This window comes from Enterobacter sp. PI-10, assembly GCF_027947695.1.
Taxonomy (GTDB): Bacteria; Pseudomonadota; Gammaproteobacteria; order Enterobacterales; family Enterobacteriaceae; genus Enterobacter; species Enterobacter vonholyi.
The window spans coordinates 325,321-344,229 of record NZ_JAJNOG010000004.1; the positions used below are offsets into that span (position 1 = coordinate 325,321).

Sequence of the window (18,909 nt, forward strand, 5' to 3'; positions counted from 1 at the left end):
AATATGCCATTAATGACACAGGAACAGCTAGATCTACTCGGCGCTGAAGCCGGAGCATACTCATTTGTTACCGCTAGAGAAGCGACTGGTGATAAAAGCATTACACTAGACAGCAATGAAAAAAAAATACTTGCTACCCATTATAATTTACTCAACTTTTCACGTCGTGGAACTTTTCAAGCCAGCCATAGTGAGGATAGACGATTATTTTATATTTTAAATAAAAAATTTAATTCTTTTACAGAAGGCTATTTATTGGCTGTTTATCCAAAATCGCACGGTTTGGAACTAAGACTATATATGAACAAGGCTTTGGACTTTTACGGAAACACTGGAGATATCTTTATAATATATACTCGTGAAAACTTTAATTACCCTGTTGTAGGTTTCATCCCTCAAAATACATGGCATGACTTCCAAAATGAGATAGAAAATAATTTCATCATAAGAAAAACTGATATTAATGACGAAAAATATCAAACAGCAATACTCTTTTCAGACGCATCTCCAAGAGCTGAAAGGAGAATACTCACTCCAGGAAGAGATGTTAGTAAAGCAAAACAAGCCTTAATTCGTGAAAATTATCATTGCGAACTTGACTTAAGCCATAAAACTTTTATTTCACCTATAAGCGGGAATCCATTTATGGAAGCTCACCATCTCATTCCATTACATTCGCAAGATTATTTTAAAACAAGTTTAGACAACCCATTGAATATAGTGTCTCTTTGCCCTAACTGCCATAAAATGATTCACTTCGGTCCAAGAGAAAATAAGATAGAAGCATTAAATATTTTGTACTTAAGGCATCAGAATGCAATGAACAAATATGGAGTGGATTTTAATTTACTTTGCTCATTATATGGCCTTAAACCGAGGTAATACACAGGCCAAGAATAATGAAATCTTGGCCTGTAACTTAATCAAAGTTCGAAACCATTACATTTTTATCTATGAGTATTTTTTCTGCATTTTTTAATGTTGAAATGAGCTCTTCTGCCACAGCATCAACCACTTTTACGCAAACAGAATTGCCGAATTGTTTATAAATTTGCCCATGCGATACTTCATCAACAATATAACTCTCAGGAAATCCCTGAAGTCTAGCACATTCTCTTGGAGTCAATTTTCTAGGGTTTTTACCAATATGCGCTTGGTCTATTAATATTTCAGAACCATCTTTATAATAACGGGCGCTAATTGTGTTAGCATATTCACTTTCTTTATTAAATAGGGAATACCCAAAACCATTCCCTTTATTTTTATGTTCCTCTTTTCTTTTTTGATGGCCTTCCCACAACCTATCAGAAATAGTATAGGCATCTTTTCCATTCTTTTGAGATAAAATATTTAACTCATCATCAGAATGGAGAATATTACCTAAAGAAGTTTTGGTTTTTGGAGCATCAGGCCATTTAAAATGACTATTAAAATCAACGCCTTTGAAATAATCACGATCAAAACCGACAATAAAAACTCTTTCTCTATTTTGAGGAATACCAAAATCTGCGGCGCGAAGGATTCTATAATCTACCCAATAATTGAGCCTGTGAGACAAAGCACGCCGAGAATCGGGACTCATAGGAATATGATCGGGTATCTCTTGGGTATATTCACCTCGTAAAATTGACAAGATAGTACGTAGTGTGTTTCCTTTATCATGCCCCTGTAACTGTTTAACATTTTCTAAAAGAAATGCCTTAGGTCTTTTTTCAGCAAGAATTCTCTGAATTTCAAAAAACATGGTGCCGCGCGTATCGTTAAACCCCTGTTTTAGCCCCGCCTGAGAAAAAGCTTGGCAAGGAAATCCACCTAATAAAATATCATGATCGGGGATTTCCTGAGCTGAAATTTTAGTGATATCTCCACTGGGCATTTCACCAAAATTCGCAGCATATGTTTTTTGCGCAAACTTATCCCATTCAGAGGTAAAAACACAATGTCCACCGTTCAGCTGAAAAGGTAAACGTATACCACCAATGCCTGCAAACAAGTCGATAAAAGAAAAGTCGCATTCATTAAGTGGTTTTTGTTTAAAGGGAGCATTTGTAAGCTTAGAATTCATGTCAGTTTCCAGTTGCATTATGTCTTGCCATTTAGTCCTCGATGGCGAGTGTTCACCAGACTCCCATCCCCTGATAGTTCGTTCCCCTGCCGTACCTAATCCAAGTAATATTGAAAAATCAGTAAGACTTAACCCTAAGCAAGTCCTTAGTTTTTTGATATACTCAGCCTGATTTTGTAACATACCTTTAAGCCAACTTATCCGGTTTTTGTCCCGGTATGATAACGCTGTATATAACTACATGCAATGGGAATTTTATGCCAAATACAACTATCAAACAATTAGTCATTGATTGCTCAAATCTATCAAGTGAAATGAGTATATCTTACGGACAAGTTGCCCCTAGTTTTATTTTTTCAAATACCGGTAGACGAAATGGAGCAAAATATTTCGCCATCACTTTACCTCAGATTATATCTGTTTTAGAAAATATCAAAGATAACTTATCTGAGTTTTCAAAGTATCCAAATTACAATGAAAGTCACTGGAGAGATCTTTTCCCAGAATATATTACAGATAAGGTTATTAATGCATTATCTACAGTACAGACCTTACCGTTGTTTGCACTCCTAAATAAAATAATCACCGTAGTTAATAATGATATTTATCACGAAAAGACTATCGATTTAACACCGCAAAAACTACAGACGACTATTGATTACCTTAAAAATCAAATGCCTTCTGATGAAGAAATTACTGTTACTTCAAATAATAGCTCATTATTATCTATTAATAAAATATTCTATGGAGCTCCCGGTACAGGGAAAAGCCATAAAATTAATGAAATAACCAAAGACAAAATATGTATACGGACAGTTTTTCATCCTGATATGCAATACTCAGATTTTGTTGGTTCGTTGAAACCTAAAACCTACATTGATGATGATAAAATTAAACGAATTACTTATGAATTCCGCGCTGGCCCATTTACTAAAGCATTAATTCAAGCACTGAACAATCAATTGGAAAATGTATTTTTAATTATTGAGGAAATAAATAGAGCTCAAGCACCTGCTGTATTTGGTGAAATTTTCCAATTACTTGACAGAGATGAATCAGGAAGAAGTAAATACAACGTTGACATATCAGATCCTGATATGCTTGATTACATTAATGGACGAATAAATAATAACATAGATAGTATTTATATCCCTTCTAATTTAAGCATATTAGCTACTATGAATAGCAGTGATCAGGCAGTAATGCCTATGGATACTGCCTTTAAGCGTCGCTGGCAGTTTGAATACCTCTTAATAGATTTAAATGCTGCTGCAGATGGTATAATTCCTTTAGAAGTGAATAGCGGTAATGATTTAGTCTCGATCGTTAGCATATCATGGAAGGATATGGCTTCAATTATTAACAATACACTAAAATCTTTGAATATTCCTGAGGACCGTCTTCTTGGACAATATTTCCTCAATAGTGTTGAGATAAATTCTATCGACTCGGCAAGAGAATCTTTTGCTAGTAAAGTTTTAGTTTATATTTGGGATGATGTATTGCGTCATGGAAAAAGGAATTTTATTTTCAATACCGCAAGTTTCAATACTTTTGGGGAAATATATAATGCATTTAAAAATGGCATTCCAATCTTTAATGCAAGTATAGAAGAACAAATACTGATCAACTCAAGTAGTAGCGGATTTTAAGTCATGAAAAATTTTAGATTCTATGTTGACCGAACGCCCATAACTTATATTCCATCTGCGATTGTTGATTATTTTAAAGATAATGGCTTACTAATGCCAGGGCAAGAGAAAATACATTTCGTTGGCATTGTCTATTTGAATAATAATATCAATATATTTTTTCCTCGTAACAGCCACATCCAAAATTTAAACTCTAAAGAAGCTAATAATCAGGGTTCTATTTCAAGGTCTTTACTTCTTTCTTTAAATAAATATTTCAATTCATCAACCAGAATGATAACTGAAGCTCTAGATGAAGAAGGAACTATAGGTGAATCATCTCTCGCTTTAATCTTAGCATTACTTGATGATTTCATTCTCAATGGTTTATTTAAGAAATATAGAACAGAAAATACCAGAAATAGATCCAAAATAAATTGGAAAAAAACAATAAATAGCTGCCCTGCTTATCTAGATAAAGATGTCCCATATTATTTAGAATGGATAGGGGCACAGAAAATAGTTGATACTAATAATAGCATAACAAAAATTCATGCTGAAATAATAAAAGAATTATTTGAATCATTTGGTTGGTTAATATCATTTGACAGACATAATGTTGAGCAAACATTACTCAATACACCACTATCACAACATAGCATAGAGGAAAAAATATTAATTATTGATGAGGCGTTACGAAAGACTTATTTTGATAGAGATATTTATTTATTAAACTTGCTAAAGCAATATTTAATGAATCAAGCAAACAATAGAAAAGGCAACATGGCTATTGGGGTTAAAGAATTTCATAATATTTGGGAAGAAATGCTAAGTGCATGCTTAGATTTTAAAAAAAGCATTAATCATAAACTTTTAGCCCCCGTTTATAATATATCTGGAAATTACATAATGGCCTCATCTAAAGGACAACGCACAGATATTGTTTTGGAAAAAAATGGAGATTTCATTATTATTGATGCAAAATACTATGCAGCAACAAATATCAATAACTCTCCGAGCTTACAGGATATTATAAAACAATTTTATTATGCAAAAGCTTTATCGATAATTGAGAAAGAAGCGAAATCCATAAAAAACATATTTATTTTCCCTGGCCAAAGCGGCCCTATTAAGAGAATTCATATGTCTTCTAAACAAAAAAACCTCAATATAAGCATTAAGGAATTTTTAGATGAGGAGTTTCCACCCATACTATGCTTATATCAAGATCCTCTGGAACTTATAGAATATTATTCTTCAGGAAGGAAAATACACAGTTACCAAGAGTATTTTTTTGGTAATGAACAAAATCATGAAAAGACTTTCTAGTTTAAAGTCAAGGTAAATCTACCGTTTTAGTATCTAAAAAGATGATTAGATTTTGGTGCCGAAGGCCGGACTCGAACCGGCACGTATTTCTACGGTTGATTTTGAATCAACTGCGTCTACCGATTTCGCCACTTCGGCACTGAAGGGGATGCGGAAACGTTGTGGATTATACCTGTCGCGCGCCGCCATGCAAGCGACGACGCGCTAAACCCGCGCTAAGTGCCCAAAAAACCAGCGCCCTTTCACTCCAGCTCAGACACCGCCAGCCGAATCACCCTCGCCGCCTTCTGCTCCGGCAGCGCCAGCACCTTCGCCCACATCTCCTGCACCATATCGCAGGAGAGCTTCTCTTTGCCCGCCGCCTTCTCAGGCATCTGCAGCAGCTGGATGTCCTCGCCGTACTTATCGGCAAGTTCCTTCATAATAGGTCGCACATCCTCGACGGCCGCCTCGCGCTCGGCCGGGGTTACGGTGTGGCGATTTTTGCCGTAGGCCGCGTGCATCATGTCGGCGTCGGCCTGCATGCGCCGCGCCATCAGGTCTTTATCCAGCATGCGCATCGGGTTGATGCCGCCCTTCACCATCGGGTAGAGGAAGCGGAAGCAGGCGTCGTCGCTCACCTTCTGGATGGCGGCGGTCTGCTCCATATTGATGGTCATGTAGTTCACCACGTTGGCGTCTGGGGCGTTTTGCAGGCGCGACATCTGCAGATGCAGGATCTGCGGCTGGATGGTGTCGATAATCTGCTGCTCCGGCTCGCCCGCTTTTTGTAGGGCAGCCATCTGGTCGAGGATGCGCTGATGCAGCGCGGGCTCCTGCTCCTTAATCACCTGCCAGGCGGGCATCGCGTCGAGAGCGTTATCCATCTGCCGTTCCGGGGCGCGCTGCCTGTCGAAAAACACCCAGAACGCCACGGCGGCAGCCGCGACGACGACAATCACAATACGGGTCCACGTTTTATTCATCTCGCATCCTTATCCTTTCGCTATGCCGGTTTACACCGGCACGCCGCTGTGGAAGCGAAACTCGGTGTCCGGTGTCGAGATAAGTGTGGCTTCAATTTCGCCAAAAAGCTGTATGCGCGGTGAGATATCGTCGTCGCTCACCTGCTGGGCCAGCGTCAGGTAGTCCTGATAGTGGCGCGCTTCCGAGCGCAGCAGCGAGAGATAGAACTTCTTCAGGTCGTCGTCGAGGAACGGGGCCAGCGCGGCGAAGCGTTCGCAGGAGCGGGCTTCGATGTACGCGCCGCAGATGAGCTTGTCGATCAGCGTCAGCGGTTCGTGGGTGCGCACTTCCTTCAGCATCCCTTTGGCGTAGCGGCTGGCGGTGATTTTGACGTACGGAATGTCGCGGGCCAGCATCGCCTCGCGCACCTGCCAGAAATGGTGCAGCTCCTCTTTAATCAACAGCACCATGCTGTCGATGAGCGCCTGGCCCCACGGGTCGTCGGTTTTGGGCATCACGCTTTTACCAATCTGCCTGTGCAGGGCGATGAAGTCCGGCTCCGGGCCGTCGCGGAAGGTGAAAAGTTCATAGGGTTTGAGCCACTCGAGCAGCGCGTCGGCACCGCTTTCGTCGGCGACGTATTTACGCACCAGCAGCAGCGCGGTCTGGGCGGCCTTGAGCTCGCACACCATGTGGTCGGTGAGCAGCAGCGGCAGGTTCGCCGGGTCGCGGGCTTTATCAATCCATGCTTGCGGGGTCGGGCACTGGAGGAAGTTGAGTACGGGGGCGAGTATCTGCGGGTAATCCATGGTTCTGCCTTGAAAAAGCGGTGGCGTGCGCCACCGCCTGAAACGCTTAGTGACGCACGCCGTCGTCGTCTTCGTCGACGTAATCTTCGTCGTCGCCTTCTTCGCCGTCTTCACCGTTCGGATCTTCGAAGTAGGTTCCCCAGCCGTCGTATTCAACATCAAACTTCTCGGCCAGGTTCATCAGCTGTTCTACCTGCGCGTCGATAAGCTCCGCCTTCAGCGCGCCTTCGCTCAGGATGTCGCAGCAGATGACGGTGTCGCCCTCTTCCACTTCCAGCTCTTCCGGCTCGGTCACTTCGTAACCCAGCTTGAAGGCTTCCACGGCCATTTTTTCCAGCGCGTCGAAATCATCCGCAGAGAAATGGTGCTCGATGGTGTACAGCGCGTCCGGATCGCTACCGTCTTCCAGCAGTTCTTCAATAATCAGACGCGTCTCTTCGCGTTGCTCTTCCAGGTGTTCCGGGTTTGCCATGGCTGAATCCTCTTTAAAGTGCGGCAGATACTTCTATTTTCACACACGGACGGGTTTGCCTCCACCTTTGTAAGAAAGAATTGTGAAACGGGGTTGCAAATGAATAATTACACATATAAAGTGAATTTTAATTCAATAAGTGGCGTTCGCCATGCGAGGATAAGATGTCCGATTTATACAAGAAACACTTTCTGAAACTGCTCGACTTTACCCCTGCACAGTTCACTTCTCTGCTGACTCTTGCCGCACAGCTCAAGGCCGATAAAAAAAAGGGCAAGGAAGTACAGAAGCTTACCGGTAAAAACATCGCGCTCATCTTCGAAAAAGACTCGACCCGTACCCGTTGCTCTTTCGAAGTTGCCGCATTTGACCAGGGCGCACGCGTCACGTATTTAGGACCGAGCGGCAGCCAGATTGGGCATAAAGAGTCAATTAAGGACACCGCGCGCGTGCTCGGGCGGATGTATGACGGCATTCAGTATCGCGGCCACGGCCAGGAAGTGGTCGAGACGCTGGCGCAGTATGCGGGCGTGCCGGTGTGGAACGGGCTGACCAACGAGTTCCACCCGACGCAGCTGCTGGCGGACCTGCTGACCATGCAGGAGCACCTGCCGGGCAAGGCGTTTAACGAGATGACGCTGGTTTACGCGGGCGACGCGCGCAACAACATGGGCAACTCAATGCTGGAAGCGGCGGCGCTGACAGGGCTGGATCTGCGCCTGGTGGCCCCGAAGGCCTGCTGGCCGGAAGAGAGCCTGGTGGCGGAGTGCAGCGCGCTGGCGGAGAAGCACGGCGGGAAAATCACGCTGACGGAAGACGTGGCGGCGGGCGTGAAGGGCGCGGACTTTATCTATACCGACGTGTGGGTGTCGATGGGCGAAGCCAAAGATAAGTGGGCGGAGCGTATTGCGCTGCTGCGCGGGTATCAGGTGAACGCGCAGATGATGGCGCTGACCGGCAACCCGGACGTGAAGTTCCTGCACTGTCTGCCGGCGTTCCATGACGACCAGACCACGCTCGGCAAGCAGATGGCGAAGGAGTTCGATCTGCACGGCGGGATGGAAGTGACGGACGAGGTGTTTGAGTCGGCAGCGAGCATCGTGTTTGACCAGGCGGAAAACCGGATGCATACGATTAAGGCGGTGATGGTGGCGACGCTTGGGAAGTGATTGGCTCCTCTGCGGCCTGGTGCCCTCACCCCGGCCCTCTCCCACGGGGAGAGGGAGAACACCGGCTCCATTTCATTGATTTTTCACCCCGAAAAAGGTACGTTTTCGCCTTAATTCCAGCGTGGACATACCAGCATTATGCCGATTATTCAGTCTGTTGAACGTGCATTGCAGATCCTCGACCTGTTCAACGAGCAGGCCACCGAGCTTAAGATCACCGACATCAGCAAACTGATGGGGCTGAGCAAGAGTACCCTCCACTCGCTGCTGAAAACCCTGCAGCTTCACGGCTATATCGATCAGAACCCGGAGAACGGCAAATATCGCCTCGGCATGAAGCTGGTCGAGCGCGGCCATTTTGTCGTGGGCTCCATCGATATTCGTCAGAAGGCGAAAGGCTGGCTGACGGAGCTGTCTCAGCGGACCGGGCAGACCACCCATCTGGGTGTCCTGGACGGGCGTGAAGGGGTCTATATCGAGAAGATTGAAGGCAAGCTGGCCGCCATTGCCTATTCGCGCATTGGCCGCCGCCTGCCGGTTCACGCCACCGCCATCGGCAAGGTGTTGATTGCCTGGCTGGGCGAGCCCGAGCTGAACGCCCTGCTGGAGGGCTATCAGTACACCACCTTTACGCCCGCTACCCTCGCCTCTCGCGAAGCCTTAATGAGCGCCCTGGCGCAGACCCGCGAGCAGGGCTATGCCCTGGATAGCGAAGAGAACGAGCTGGGCGTGCGCTGCGTGGCGGTGCCGGTGTGGAACCACGAGTCCCGCGTCATCGCCGCCCTGAGCCTGTCGACGCTCACCTCACGCGTGGACGATGCCGAGCTGGCCCGCTTCCGCGAGCAGCTTCAGCAGGCCGGGCTCGCGCTGTCACGCGCGCTGGGCTACCCGGCCTGAGCCGTTATGCCGGCTCGTAGGTGAAGTAGTCGAAGTCCGCGTGGCAGCCGTCGCCGCTGATGTCCTCGCAGTGCAGCCCCACAAACGCGCCGGTGAAGAAGCCGCGCCCGCCGATGTAGTCGTCCGACAGTTTCCACGCCTCATACGTCACCGGCACGACGTGCCACGTCTCGCCGTCAAACGAGTAGCTATAGCGGTAGACCAGCGTATCCACGTCCACGCGTAGCCAGACGCTCTCCGCATGTTCCGGCACCCGAATCGGCTGCTCGTGCAGCGGCCACGACGGCACGTTGTGGTCGAGCTGGATCACCTTAATCGTTCTGCCTTGCCCCTCCTCGTAGTCAACAAAGCAGTAGCTCCAGTTTTTGCTGTTGTAGTAGCAGGTCAGCCCCGCGCTCTGCTGGAAGTGGACCGGCGAGAACTGCATCCGCGTTTCTGAGCGGAAAGCGAAGTGCTGCCAGCGGCGCGCCACGGTCGACTGGGTAAAGGTCGAGTTGAGCGAGTCGTTGCCGTAGAGCCGTAAATAGCCGGGGCGTGCGGTGAGCGAGCCGAGGGTATCATCGAACGGAACGCGCAGGGTCTGCAGTTCCGGGTCAAGCGTACTGCCGTCAAAGTCCTCCCGCCAGTTGCCCTGAACGGATGCAGGCTGTTCCGCCACCTGCGGGCCTTTCACGGTCAGCTGCGCGTGCTTGCCGCCTTCCACGTACGGCCAGCCGTCGCGCCATTCAATGCGGGCGATGCCGGTCTCGCGGCCCAGCGGGCAGTAGCCGCGCCCGCCGGAGGCCAGCAGCGGCACGCCGGGCAGGCGCAGCGGGCGGCTGGTGAGGTAGGCCATATACCATTCTCCGGTGTGGGTCTGTAGCAGCGAGCCGTGGCCGCTCTTCTGCAGCGGGTTCTCCGGCAGGTGCCAGCTGGTCATCATCGTCACGTCCGGGTGCAACTCGTACGGCCCGTCGATGTTTTTGGAACGCAGCACCACGACGGCGTGCTCGTAGCTGGTTCCGCCTTCGGCCACCATCAGGTAGTACCATCCCGCGTGGCGATACAGGTGCGCGCCCTCGGTGTAGCAGAGCGGCGTGCCGGTAAACAGGGTTTTGCGCTCGGGCGAGAGCGTGCCGGTCTGCGGGTCAAACTCCTGCATTACGATGGTGTTGTGCGGGTTGCTGTGGTGGCGCGGCCCCCACGGGCGGTAGAGGTAATATTTGCGGCCATCGTCGTCGTGGAACAGGGACGGGTCAAACCCGCCGTTGCCCATCGGGATCGGCTCGCTCCACGGCCCCTCAATGGAGGGCGCGGTAACAAGAAAGTTACGGCCGTTTTTCCACGGCGAGTCGACAATCTTCACGTCGGTGTAGAGCAGCCAGAATTTGCCGTCGGCATAGCTCAGGCACGGCGCCCAGATGCCACCGGAGTCCGGGTTGCCCTTCATGTCCAGCATCGACACGCGGTCCAGCGGGGTGCTGACCAGCGACCAGTTTTTCAGGTCGCGGGAGTGGTAGATGCGCACGCCCGGGAACCACTCGAAGGTGGAGGTGGCGATGTAGTAGTCCTCGCCCTGGCGGCACAGGGACGGGTCCGGGTTGAAGCCGGTCAAAATAGGGTTAGTGATTTGCATAGTGCCTCCGGTTAATGGGATGCGGCTGTCGCAGCGTCGGGAACGGCATCGCCCTGCGCCGCGCGGTGCTTGATCAGCTGCTGGCTGATGGCCTCCACGCGGGCGTCGGTGAGCTTGTAGAACGACAGCATGATGAACATGCCCGCGTAGAGCACCACCGGCACCACGCAGAACAGAATTTTGATGGTGGTAAGGACTTCGACCGGCTGCACGCTGCTGCTGGCGGAATAGTTGACGTACGCCAGGATCCAGCCCACCACCGCCCCGCCAATCGCCAGGCCAATCTTCAGGCTGAACAGGTAGGTGGAGAACACCAGCCCGTCGAGGCGGCGACCGCTGCGGCTCTCTTCGTAATCCACCACGTCAGAGGCCATCAGCCACTGCAGCGGCGTGGTGGTGTTGAAGACGAACAGGAACAGGATGTTGAGGGCAAAAATCAGGGCGATATGCTCCGCCGGGGTGACGAAAATCAGCAGGCTGATAAGCGAGTAGGCGACGATGATCCACTTGAAGGCAGTGACGCGGTCAAAGCGTCCCAACAGACGGGACGAACAGAGCGAGCCAAACATGGTGGCGAGGCTGCCGTAGAGTAAGAACTGGGTCGCCATCTCCGGGTGATCCATCACGTATTTGACGAAGTAGAGCGTCGCCCCGCCGCGCACCACGTTGGAACAGGTCGCCATCATCTTGAACGCGCACATGATCCGCCACTGGCCGTTGCCGAGCAGCAGCTTGAGATCTTTCACCACCGACGAGCCCGGCTGCACCTCAAAGGTGTAGCGCTCTTTGGTGGTGAAGAAGCAGACGTAGAGCAGCACCACGCCGGTCAGGCCCAGCACGCACATGGCGCCGAAATAGCCCACCTGCTCGTTCCCTTTGCCGATGATGCTCACCAGCGGCAGGGCGATGCCGCTGATGGCGAGCGAACCAGCGGCGGCAAGGAAGAAGCGCCAGGACTGCAGAGCGTGACGCTCTTTAGGGTCAGCTGTAATGACGCCCGGCATGGCACAGTACGGCACGTTAACGAAGGTGTAGACCAGGGTCAGGAGAATGTAGGTCACGCAGGCGTAGATGATTTTACCCTGCGCGGAGAAGTCCGGCGTGTAGAAGGTCAGCACGCAGACGATGCCGAACGGGATGGCACCCCACAGCAGGAACGGGCGGAACTGGCCGTGCCGCGTGCGGGTGCGGTCCACCAGCAGCCCCATCAGCGGGTCGGTCACGGCGTCGAGCACGCGGGAGATTAAAAACAGCGTCCCCATAATGCCCGCCGACAGGCCGAAGACGTCGGTGTAGAAGTAGGCCAGCAGGAACATCGTGGCCTGCCAGACGAAGCCGCAGGCGGTGTCACCCAGCCCGTAGCCAATTTTGTCTTTCATGGTTAATTGCGTCATCAGAATTACACCCTTATGTAGTGTGCTGAATTACAACATCGTGTTAATGGAGTGTAATGAGCTGTTCAATTAACCAGCAATGGTCATATCTTATTTCTGAATTACGTTATTTTGCTTTTGTGACGCCAGCGATATATCACAACTTATTGTTTAAATTAATAAAATAAAGACAAGCAAAAGCCGTCCACGGAATATATTCCGTAGACGACAATCGCGTGAAAAATAATTAAATACCGAGCGCTTTTTTACCGGCGTTAATTACCTCGATAATTTTATCGGTGTCATAAATACAGCCTTTCCAGGTGCCGCCGCTGACCGACTGTAATGCTGCCCACAGCCGGGTGTCGTCCGGCAAAAAGTCGTGGGCGTGCAGGTCCGGGTGCGTCTGCCGCATTGCCAGCTCGCGCGCGCCCTCCTCCGGCGTCAGCGGGTTGTCCGCGGTGCCGATAAAATTCACGCTGCCCGTTAATGTCAGTCGGTCGACGGCTATCTCGATAATGTCATTATCGCGCAGCTTGCCAATCGGCCCGCCCGCCAGCGCCTCCGGCGACACGTGGCCGAAGCAGGCGCCCGTTGACACGCCCGAGAAGCGCGCATCGGTGATTAACGACACCGTCTTGCCCCACGAGATATGCTTCAGCGCGGAGGTAAGCTGGTAGGTCTCTTCCATGCCGGTGCCGGACGGCCCGCCGCCGATCACCACCATGATATCGCCCTGCTTGATCTCTTCCCGCTTGATGGCCTTGATCGCCTGCGCTTCCGAGACAAACACCCGCGCCCGGCCGGTGTGGCGGTAAACGCCATCTTCACCGACGACCGACGGGTCGATCGCCGTGGCCTTGATCACCGAGCCTTCCGGCGCGATGTTGCCCGTCGGGAAGCAAACCGTTGAGGTCAGCCCTTTCGCTTTTGCCTTCTCAGGCGGCAGGATCACGTCATCCGGATCCACGCCATCCTGCTCGCGCAGGCACTGGCGGAAGCGCGCCCGGCGTTCGGACGTCTGCCACCAGTCGAGGTTCTCGCCCACCGTCTGGCCGGTGACGGTCATGGCGTCCAGGTGCAGCAGACCGAGATCGCGCAGATGAAGCATCACCTCCGGCACGCCGCCCGCGAGGAAGGCGCGCACGGTCGGGTGATAGTCCGGGCCGTTGGGCAGCACGCTGACCAGGCGCGGCACCCTGCGGTTAACGCGCGTCCAGTGTTCAACATCCGGGATCGTGCAGCCCGCCGCGTGGGCGATGGCCGGAATGTGCAGCAGTAAATTGGTCGAGCCGCCGAACGCCGCGTGGATCACCATGGCGTTTTCGATGGCTTTATCGGTGAGGATATCGCGCGTGGTGATGCCGCGGTTATCCAGCTCGCTCACCGCCCGCGCCGACTGGCGGGCGATCTCCAGCCACACCGCCTGCCCGGACGGAGCCAGCGCGGAGTGCGGCAGCGCCAGCCCCAGCGCTTCCGCGACCACCTGCGAGGTACCCGCCGTGCCGAGGAACTGACACCCACCGCCCGGCGACGCGCAGGCGCGACAGCCCAGCTCGGCGGCCTCCTGCAGGGAGAGTTCGTGGTTGGCAAAGCGCGCGCCGATGGTCTGCACCTTGCCCGCGTCTTCCCCCACGGTCGGCGGTAGCGTCGCCCCGCCCGGCACCAGAATGGTCGGCAGGTCGTGCATCGAGGCCAGGGCAATCATGGTGGCGGGCAGCCCTTTATCACAGGTGGCGACGCCGATCACCGCCCGCCGCGTGGGCAGGGAGCGAATCAGACGACGAAATACGATCGCCGCATCGTTGCGGTACGGCAGGGAGTCGAACATGCCGTGCGTGCCCTGCGAACGTCCGTCGCACGGATCGCTGACGAAGGCAGCAAACGGGATCCCACCGTTGCGGGCGATCTCCTTCGCCGCCGCCTGCATCTGCATACCGATTTCCCAGTGCCCGGTGTGGTAGCCCAGCGCAACCGGGCGTCCGTCCCCGGCGCGGATGCCCCCCTGGGTACCGATAATCAGCACCTCTTTCCCGGTCAGCCTGTTGGCGTCCCAGCCCATTCCTGCGTTCTGCGTCATGCCGAACAGGTTGCCGCTGGGGGATTCCATCAGCATCTGCGGGGTCAGCGGTAGCGCGCCCTGCGGCCCCGCGGCATGGGTAATCACCGCATAAAACGCATCGTCCTGTGGGGTGAAAATTTTCTCGATGGTCATGGTTATCGTCCGGCTCAGCAGAGCTTGAGCTGTTGCAGCAGGGTTTTCAGCTGCGCCTTGCGCGGCTCGTCCAGCGGCGAGGCAGGCGGCAGCACGTGCGTGGAGATCGGGCGGCCGCAGAGCACTATCGCCTCTTTAATGACGTTCACAAACGGCGTATCCAGCTGATACATCTGCGGGATTTGCAGCAGGGTCTGATGATACTCAGCCGCCTTCGCCACGTCTTTATCCCGCCAGGCTTTCAGAAGATTCACCGACACCTGCGGGGCAAAGTTGACGCTCGCCGAAATCGCCCCGTCGCCGCCGAGCAGCAGGGTATTAAACAGATGATCGTCGTAGCCGCACAGCACGGTGAAGTGCGGATGGGCGGCTTTGACGGTGTGGATCATGCTGCGCAGGTGGGCGACGGAGTCGATGGTGTCTTTGATGCCGACGATGTTGCTGCGCGAGTCGGCCAGGGTTTTCACCAGCGCCGGGGCCAGATCCTGCCCGGTCAGCGCCGGGAAGTTATAGAGCATTACCGGCAGCGTGACGCTGTCGGCCACCTGCTCGAAATAGCGGATCAGGTTCGCTTCCGACACTTTCCAGTAATAAGGGTTGATCACCACGATGCCGTCCGCGCCCGCCTGCTGCGCGTGCTGGCTCAGCTCAATGGTTTCCCGGGCGTTAGTGCCGCCGGTGCCGATCAGCACCGGTACGCGACGATCGACGCGATCGATAGCAAATTGGGCAATGGTTTTACGCTCTTCGGCGCTGAGCTGGGAGAACTCGCCGCCGCTGCCCAGGAAGAACAGGCCGTCAACGCCTGCCGCGATCAGATCGTCGATCAGCGCGGCGGTGCCCTGCTTATCGAGCTGGCCATCGGCGGAAAAAATGGTGGAGACAGGGGGAATGATTCCCGTAAACAACGCGGACTGCGGCATGAGATCTCCTTGCTGAATCATTTTGTTCTACATTATAGAACAGCGTTCATTAAATTAACGATCATACTATGACGCAGGAAAAGCGCAGGTAAATGAGAGATGAAGAGGGAGTGCGGGAAACTTAAGCTGGATCACATATTGCCCCTCACCCCGAACCTCTCCCCTGTAGAGAGAGGTTCGGGGTGAGGGGGTTCTTACTCTACAAGCATCTTCACCACAACTTTTCGCACCTTCGCCGGTGCCCCCACCGCGCACAGCGGCTTGTGCACTTCGCCCGGCCAGAACACGACAAAATCCCCTTCGCTCAGCACCACCGTTTTCTCCTGCTCGCCTTCCGGCAGGAACGCAATGTCTTTATCCGCCAGCCAGTCGGTGTCCGGCGTGCCGGGCGGCAGGGTGCTGAACGTCATCCCTTCCTGGCCCTTCAGCACGATCTGGATATCCAGATAGCGCGCGTGGTACTCGGCGCGACGTTCGGCGAACGGCTGGGTTGTATCTTCAGAGACCAGATAAAACAGGCTGTTGCCGTTGACGTCGTGCTTGCCGAGCGGCGTCGCGTCGGTGACGTGGGCTTTAACGTGCTCAATCGCCTGGCGCAGATCGTCAGGCAGCCAGGACTGCAGATGGTGGATGTTGCCGATAATCATGAGAAAATCCTCGATATAAAACAACGTTTCATTTTTACCTTTTATACGAGAATCCCGGCTGCCATACCAGCCCTTTTTGGAAGAGGTTTGCGCGAGCGCATGTTTATCGGGAATGGTGTTAATTTGCTGTTAAGCCCTCGCAGGCATTTATGCAGTCATTATGCATATCTTCAGTTCTTCGTTATCACGGCCTTGCGCTAACTTACTGATCGTCATGCCTTAACAACAAAACTCGCTACAGCTTCACATTTTATCACTTTGATAATTTGCTATTAAATTCAATAAATATTTATTGATTTTCCTTAAGCCAAAAATAGTTAATTAGCAATATTGCATAGCCATTCCCCGCCGCCTTTAAAAACAATTAAAATCAATAGTTTAACAAAATATTTCAAAGCATGAAATTCTACAAAACACTAACAACTGCAAATAATGACAACGGATAGTGCTTAGCTATTCACCTCGCCAGAATAGCCAATTAATCATTATCTGATGCGAATCATGCAAATGAAAACAAACCCCTTAATATCCATTTTCGCGTGAGCAACATCACAATACAGATTATTTAACTGCCTAGTATGAATTACGAAATCAATTGAGCTTAGCCGCCATGAAATTAAATACGTTACATGGCGCATGCCCTTTTTATTCTGAAGAACAGTTAAAGGAATAATTATGGAAAAGCATTACGTCGGTTCTGAAATTGGTCAATTGCGTAGCGTTATGCTGCACCGCCCAAATTTAAGTCTGAAACGCTTAACGCCATCGAATTGCCAGGAGCTGCTTTTCGATGACGTGCTCTCGGTTGAGCGTGCGGGTGAAGAGCATGACATCTTCGCAAACACGCTGCGCGAGCAGGGTGTGGAAGTCCTGCTGTTGACCGACCTTCTGACACAAACCCTTGATATTGCAGAGGCGAAGGCCTGGCTGCTGGATACGCAAATCTCCGACTACCGTCTCGGCCCCACCTTTGCCGGCGACGTTCGCGGCTGGCTGGCGGATATGCCGCACCGCGAACTGGCGCGCAGGCTGAGCGGCGGATTAACCTACGGCGAAATTCCGGCGGCCATTAAAAATATGGTGGTGGATACCCACACGGCGAATGATTTTATTATGAAGCCGCTGCCAAACCATTTATTTACCCGTGATACCTCCTGCTGGATCTATAACGGCGTCTCTATTAACCCGATGGCCAAACCGGCCCGTCAGCGCGAAACCAATAACCTGAGGGCAATATATCGCTGGCACCCGGCGTTCGCCGACGGCGATTTTATTAAGTATTTCGGCGACGAGAATATTAATTACGACCACGCCACTTTAGAAGGCGGCGACGTATTAGTCATTGGCCGCGGCGCGGTCCTGATCGGCATGTCTGAACGCACCACCCCGCAGGGCGTGGAGTTCCTCGCCAACAGCCTGTTCAAACACCGCCAGGCCGAGCGCGTGATCGCCGTTGAGCTGCCAAAACACCGCTCCTGCATGCACCTCGACACCGTCATGACCCACATCGACGTGGACACCTTCTCCGTCTACCCGGAAGTGGTGCGCAAGGACGCCCAGTGCTGGACGCTCACCCCGGACGGACGCGGCGGCCTGCTGCGCACCCAGGAAACCGACCTGCTGCACGCCATCGAGAAAGCGCTCGGCATTAACCAGGTGCGTCTGATCACCACCGGCGGCGACGCCTTTGAGGCCGAACGCGAGCAGTGGAACGACGCCAATAACGTCCTGACCATCCGCCCCGGCGTGGTGATCGGCTACGAGCGCAACGTATGGACCAACGAGAAGTACGACAAAGCGGGTATCACCGTGCTGCCCATTCCGGGCGACGAACTCGGACGCGGCCGCGGCGGCGCGCGCTGCATGAGCTGCCCTCTGGAACGCGACGGAATTTAAAGGAGCCATCATGGAACGAAAACCCACTCTGGTTGTGGCCCTGGGCGGCAACGCGCTGCTCAAGCGCGGCGAGCCGCTGGAAGCGGAGATCCAGCGCCAGAACATTGAGCAGGCCGCCCGAACCATCGCCGGATTAACAGAACAGTGGCGCGTGGTGCTGGTGCACGGCAACGGGCCGCAGGTCGGGCTTCTGGCGCTGCAGAACAGCGCCTACGACAAAGTCACGCCCTACCCGCTGGACGTTCTCGGCGCCGAAAGCCAGGGAATGATCGGCTACATGCTCCAGCAGGCACTGAAAAACAATCTGCCGCAGCGCGAGGTGAGCGTTCTGCTCACCCAGGTAGAAGTGGACGCCGCCGACCCGGCCTTCAGCAACCCGACCAAATACATCGGCCCGGTGTACAGCGAAGCCCAGGCAAAAACGCTGGCCGCGGAGAAAGGCTGGGTGTTTAAGGCCGACGGCAGCTACGTCCGCCGCGTGGTGCCCTCTCCGCAGCCGAAGCGCATCGTTGAGAGCGACGCCATCACGGCGCTGATCCAGCGCGACCATCTGGTGATCTGCAACGGCGGCGGCGGGGTGCCGGTGGTGGAACAGGCCAACGGCTATCGCGGGATCGAGGCGGTGATCGACAAAGACCTCTCCGCCGCGCTGCTGGCGCGCCAGATCGAAGCCGATGCCCTGCTGATCCTCACCGATACCGACGCGGTGTACCTCGACTGGGGCAAACCAACCCAGCGTCCGCTGGCGCAGGTGACGCCGGCGCTGCTCAGAGGCATGCAGTTCGACGCCGGATCGATGGGGCCAAAAGTGGCCGCCTGCCGCGAGTTCGTTGAAGCCTGCAACGGCATTGCCGGGATCGGCGCGCTGGCCGACGGCGCGGAGATCCTCGCGGGCGAGAAAGGCACGTTGATTCGTAACTGAA

The 18,909-nt window shown here is 52.6% G+C and carries 17 protein-coding genes and 1 tRNA gene; 8 read left to right on the plus strand and 10 right to left on the minus strand.

Annotation, left to right across the window (positions count from 1 at the left end; all coding sequences use genetic code 11):
• Window positions 1-3: 3 nt before the first annotated feature.
• Window positions 4-882: an HNH endonuclease gene (locus tag LRM19_RS12080; protein ID WP_271368967.1), complete on the plus strand. Its 879-nt coding sequence runs from the start codon at window positions 4-6 to the stop codon at window positions 880-882.
• Window positions 883-919: 37 nt separating this feature from the next.
• On the opposite strand, the gene LRM19_RS12085 is transcribed toward LRM19_RS12080, so the two are convergent.
• Window positions 920-2,065, minus strand: coding sequence for a DNA cytosine methyltransferase (locus LRM19_RS12085; RefSeq protein WP_333781897.1), 1,146 nt, complete (start codon window positions 2,063-2,065; stop codon window positions 920-922).
• Window positions 2,066-2,322: 257 nt separating this feature from the next.
• On the opposite strand from LRM19_RS12085, the gene LRM19_RS12090 reads away from it, so the two are divergent.
• Entirely contained in the window at window positions 2,323-3,717 is a 1,395-nt protein-coding gene (locus LRM19_RS12090) for an McrB family protein (protein WP_271368969.1), read from the plus strand.
• Between the two features lie 3 nt (window positions 3,718-3,720).
• Entirely contained in the window at window positions 3,721-5,025 is a 1,305-nt protein-coding gene (locus tag LRM19_RS12095; protein ID WP_271368970.1) for an LlaJI family restriction endonuclease, read from the plus strand.
• A gap of 53 nt (window positions 5,026-5,078) precedes the next feature.
• On the opposite strand, the gene LRM19_RS12100 is transcribed toward LRM19_RS12095, so the two are convergent.
• From LRM19_RS12100 to rraB, 4 genes are all read right to left on the minus strand, one after another.
• A tRNA-Leu gene (locus LRM19_RS12100) sits at window positions 5,079-5,163 on the minus strand.
• Window positions 5,164-5,267: 104 nt separating this feature from the next.
• The gene (locus LRM19_RS12105; RefSeq protein ID WP_271368972.1) at window positions 5,268-5,990 is read right to left on the minus strand and encodes a topoisomerase II; all 723 of its coding nucleotides are present in this window, start codon (window positions 5,988-5,990) and stop codon (window positions 5,268-5,270) included.
• A gap of 30 nt (window positions 5,991-6,020) precedes the next feature.
• On the minus strand, window positions 6,021-6,779 hold the full coding sequence (gene miaE / locus LRM19_RS12110) for a tRNA isopentenyl-2-thiomethyl-A-37 hydroxylase MiaE (protein WP_271368973.1): 759 nt from the start codon (window positions 6,777-6,779) through the stop codon (window positions 6,021-6,023).
• 46 nt (window positions 6,780-6,825) lie between these two features.
• Window positions 6,826-7,251: a ribonuclease E inhibitor RraB gene (gene rraB, locus LRM19_RS12115; protein WP_006810300.1), complete on the minus strand. Its 426-nt coding sequence runs from the start codon at window positions 7,249-7,251 to the stop codon at window positions 6,826-6,828.
• A 99-nt stretch (window positions 7,252-7,350) separates the two neighbouring features.
• Between rraB and argL the strand changes: the two genes are divergently transcribed.
• From argL to xynR, 3 genes are all read left to right on the plus strand, one after another.
• Entirely contained in the window at window positions 7,351-7,446 is a 96-nt protein-coding gene (argL, locus tag LRM19_RS12120; RefSeq protein ID WP_213705005.1) for a putative translational regulatory protein ArgL, read from the plus strand.
• On the plus strand, window positions 7,416-8,420 hold the full coding sequence (argF, locus tag LRM19_RS12125; RefSeq protein WP_271368977.1) for an ornithine carbamoyltransferase: 1,005 nt from the start codon (window positions 7,416-7,418) through the stop codon (window positions 8,418-8,420). Before argL ends, argF begins: the two co-directional genes overlap by 31 nt.
• 138 nt (window positions 8,421-8,558) lie before the next feature.
• Window positions 8,559-9,317, plus strand: a complete 759-nt coding sequence (xynR, locus tag LRM19_RS12130; protein WP_271368979.1) for a DNA-binding transcriptional repressor XynR — start codon at window positions 8,559-8,561, stop codon at window positions 9,315-9,317.
• Window positions 9,318-9,321: 4 nt separating this feature from the next.
• Here the strand turns inward: xynR and LRM19_RS12135 are convergent, their stop codons facing one another.
• The 5 genes from LRM19_RS12135 to LRM19_RS12155 form a co-directional block, all read right to left on the minus strand.
• Window positions 9,322-10,932, minus strand: coding sequence for a glycoside hydrolase family 43 protein (locus LRM19_RS12135; RefSeq protein WP_271368980.1), 1,611 nt, complete (start codon window positions 10,930-10,932; stop codon window positions 9,322-9,324).
• Between the two features lie 11 nt (window positions 10,933-10,943).
• A complete protein-coding gene (locus LRM19_RS12140) occupies window positions 10,944-12,326 on the minus strand; it encodes an MFS transporter (RefSeq protein ID WP_271368981.1) in 1,383 nt (460 codons plus the stop codon).
• 226 nt (window positions 12,327-12,552) lie between these two features.
• A complete protein-coding gene (yagF, locus tag LRM19_RS12145; protein WP_271368982.1) occupies window positions 12,553-14,520 on the minus strand; it encodes a xylonate dehydratase YagF in 1,968 nt (655 codons plus the stop codon).
• Window positions 14,521-14,534: 14 nt separating this feature from the next.
• A complete protein-coding gene (gene yagE / locus LRM19_RS12150; protein ID WP_271368984.1) occupies window positions 14,535-15,443 on the minus strand; it encodes a 2-keto-3-deoxygluconate aldolase in 909 nt (302 codons plus the stop codon).
• 194 nt (window positions 15,444-15,637) lie between these two features.
• Window positions 15,638-16,090, minus strand: coding sequence for a YhcH/YjgK/YiaL family protein (locus LRM19_RS12155; RefSeq protein WP_271368985.1), 453 nt, complete (start codon window positions 16,088-16,090; stop codon window positions 15,638-15,640).
• Window positions 16,091-16,765: 675 nt separating this feature from the next.
• Between LRM19_RS12155 and arcA the strand changes: the two genes are divergently transcribed.
• On the plus strand, window positions 16,766-17,986 hold the full coding sequence (arcA, locus tag LRM19_RS12160; RefSeq protein ID WP_029739276.1) for an arginine deiminase: 1,221 nt from the start codon (window positions 16,766-16,768) through the stop codon (window positions 17,984-17,986).
• Window positions 17,987-17,996: 10 nt separating this feature from the next.
• Window positions 17,997-18,908: a carbamate kinase gene (gene arcC / locus LRM19_RS12165; protein ID WP_271368987.1), complete on the plus strand. Its 912-nt coding sequence runs from the start codon at window positions 17,997-17,999 to the stop codon at window positions 18,906-18,908.
• Window position 18,909 lies beyond the last annotated feature (1 nt).

Coding starts and splice junctions, on each gene's coding strand:
- LRM19_RS12080 (WP_271368967.1), top strand. CDS start 4: ATGCCATTAATGACACAGGAACAGCTAGATCTACTCGGCGCTGAAGCC.
- LRM19_RS12085 (WP_333781897.1), bottom strand. CDS start 2,065: ATGAATTCTAAGCTTACAAATGCTCCCTTTAAACAAAAACCACTTAAT.
- LRM19_RS12090 (WP_271368969.1), top strand. CDS start 2,323: ATGCCAAATACAACTATCAAACAATTAGTCATTGATTGCTCAAATCTA.
- LRM19_RS12095 (WP_271368970.1), top strand. CDS start 3,721: ATGAAAAATTTTAGATTCTATGTTGACCGAACGCCCATAACTTATATT.
- LRM19_RS12105 (WP_271368972.1), bottom strand. CDS start 5,990: ATGAATAAAACGTGGACCCGTATTGTGATTGTCGTCGTCGCGGCTGCC.
- miaE (WP_271368973.1), bottom strand. CDS start 6,779: ATGGATTACCCGCAGATACTCGCCCCCGTACTCAACTTCCTCCAGTGC.
- rraB (WP_006810300.1), bottom strand. CDS start 7,251: ATGGCAAACCCGGAACACCTGGAAGAGCAACGCGAAGAGACGCGTCTG.
- argL (WP_213705005.1), top strand. CDS start 7,351: ATGAATAATTACACATATAAAGTGAATTTTAATTCAATAAGTGGCGTT.
- argF (WP_271368977.1), top strand. CDS start 7,416: ATGTCCGATTTATACAAGAAACACTTTCTGAAACTGCTCGACTTTACC.
- xynR (WP_271368979.1), top strand. CDS start 8,559: ATGCCGATTATTCAGTCTGTTGAACGTGCATTGCAGATCCTCGACCTG.
- LRM19_RS12135 (WP_271368980.1), bottom strand. CDS start 10,932: ATGCAAATCACTAACCCTATTTTGACCGGCTTCAACCCGGACCCGTCC.
- LRM19_RS12140 (WP_271368981.1), bottom strand. CDS start 12,326: ATGACGCAATTAACCATGAAAGACAAAATTGGCTACGGGCTGGGTGAC.
- yagF (WP_271368982.1), bottom strand. CDS start 14,520: ATGACCATCGAGAAAATTTTCACCCCACAGGACGATGCGTTTTATGCG.
- yagE (WP_271368984.1), bottom strand. CDS start 15,443: ATGCCGCAGTCCGCGTTGTTTACGGGAATCATTCCCCCTGTCTCCACC.
- LRM19_RS12155 (WP_271368985.1), bottom strand. CDS start 16,090: ATGATTATCGGCAACATCCACCATCTGCAGTCCTGGCTGCCTGACGAT.
- arcA (WP_029739276.1), top strand. CDS start 16,766: ATGGAAAAGCATTACGTCGGTTCTGAAATTGGTCAATTGCGTAGCGTT.
- arcC (WP_271368987.1), top strand. CDS start 17,997: ATGGAACGAAAACCCACTCTGGTTGTGGCCCTGGGCGGCAACGCGCTG.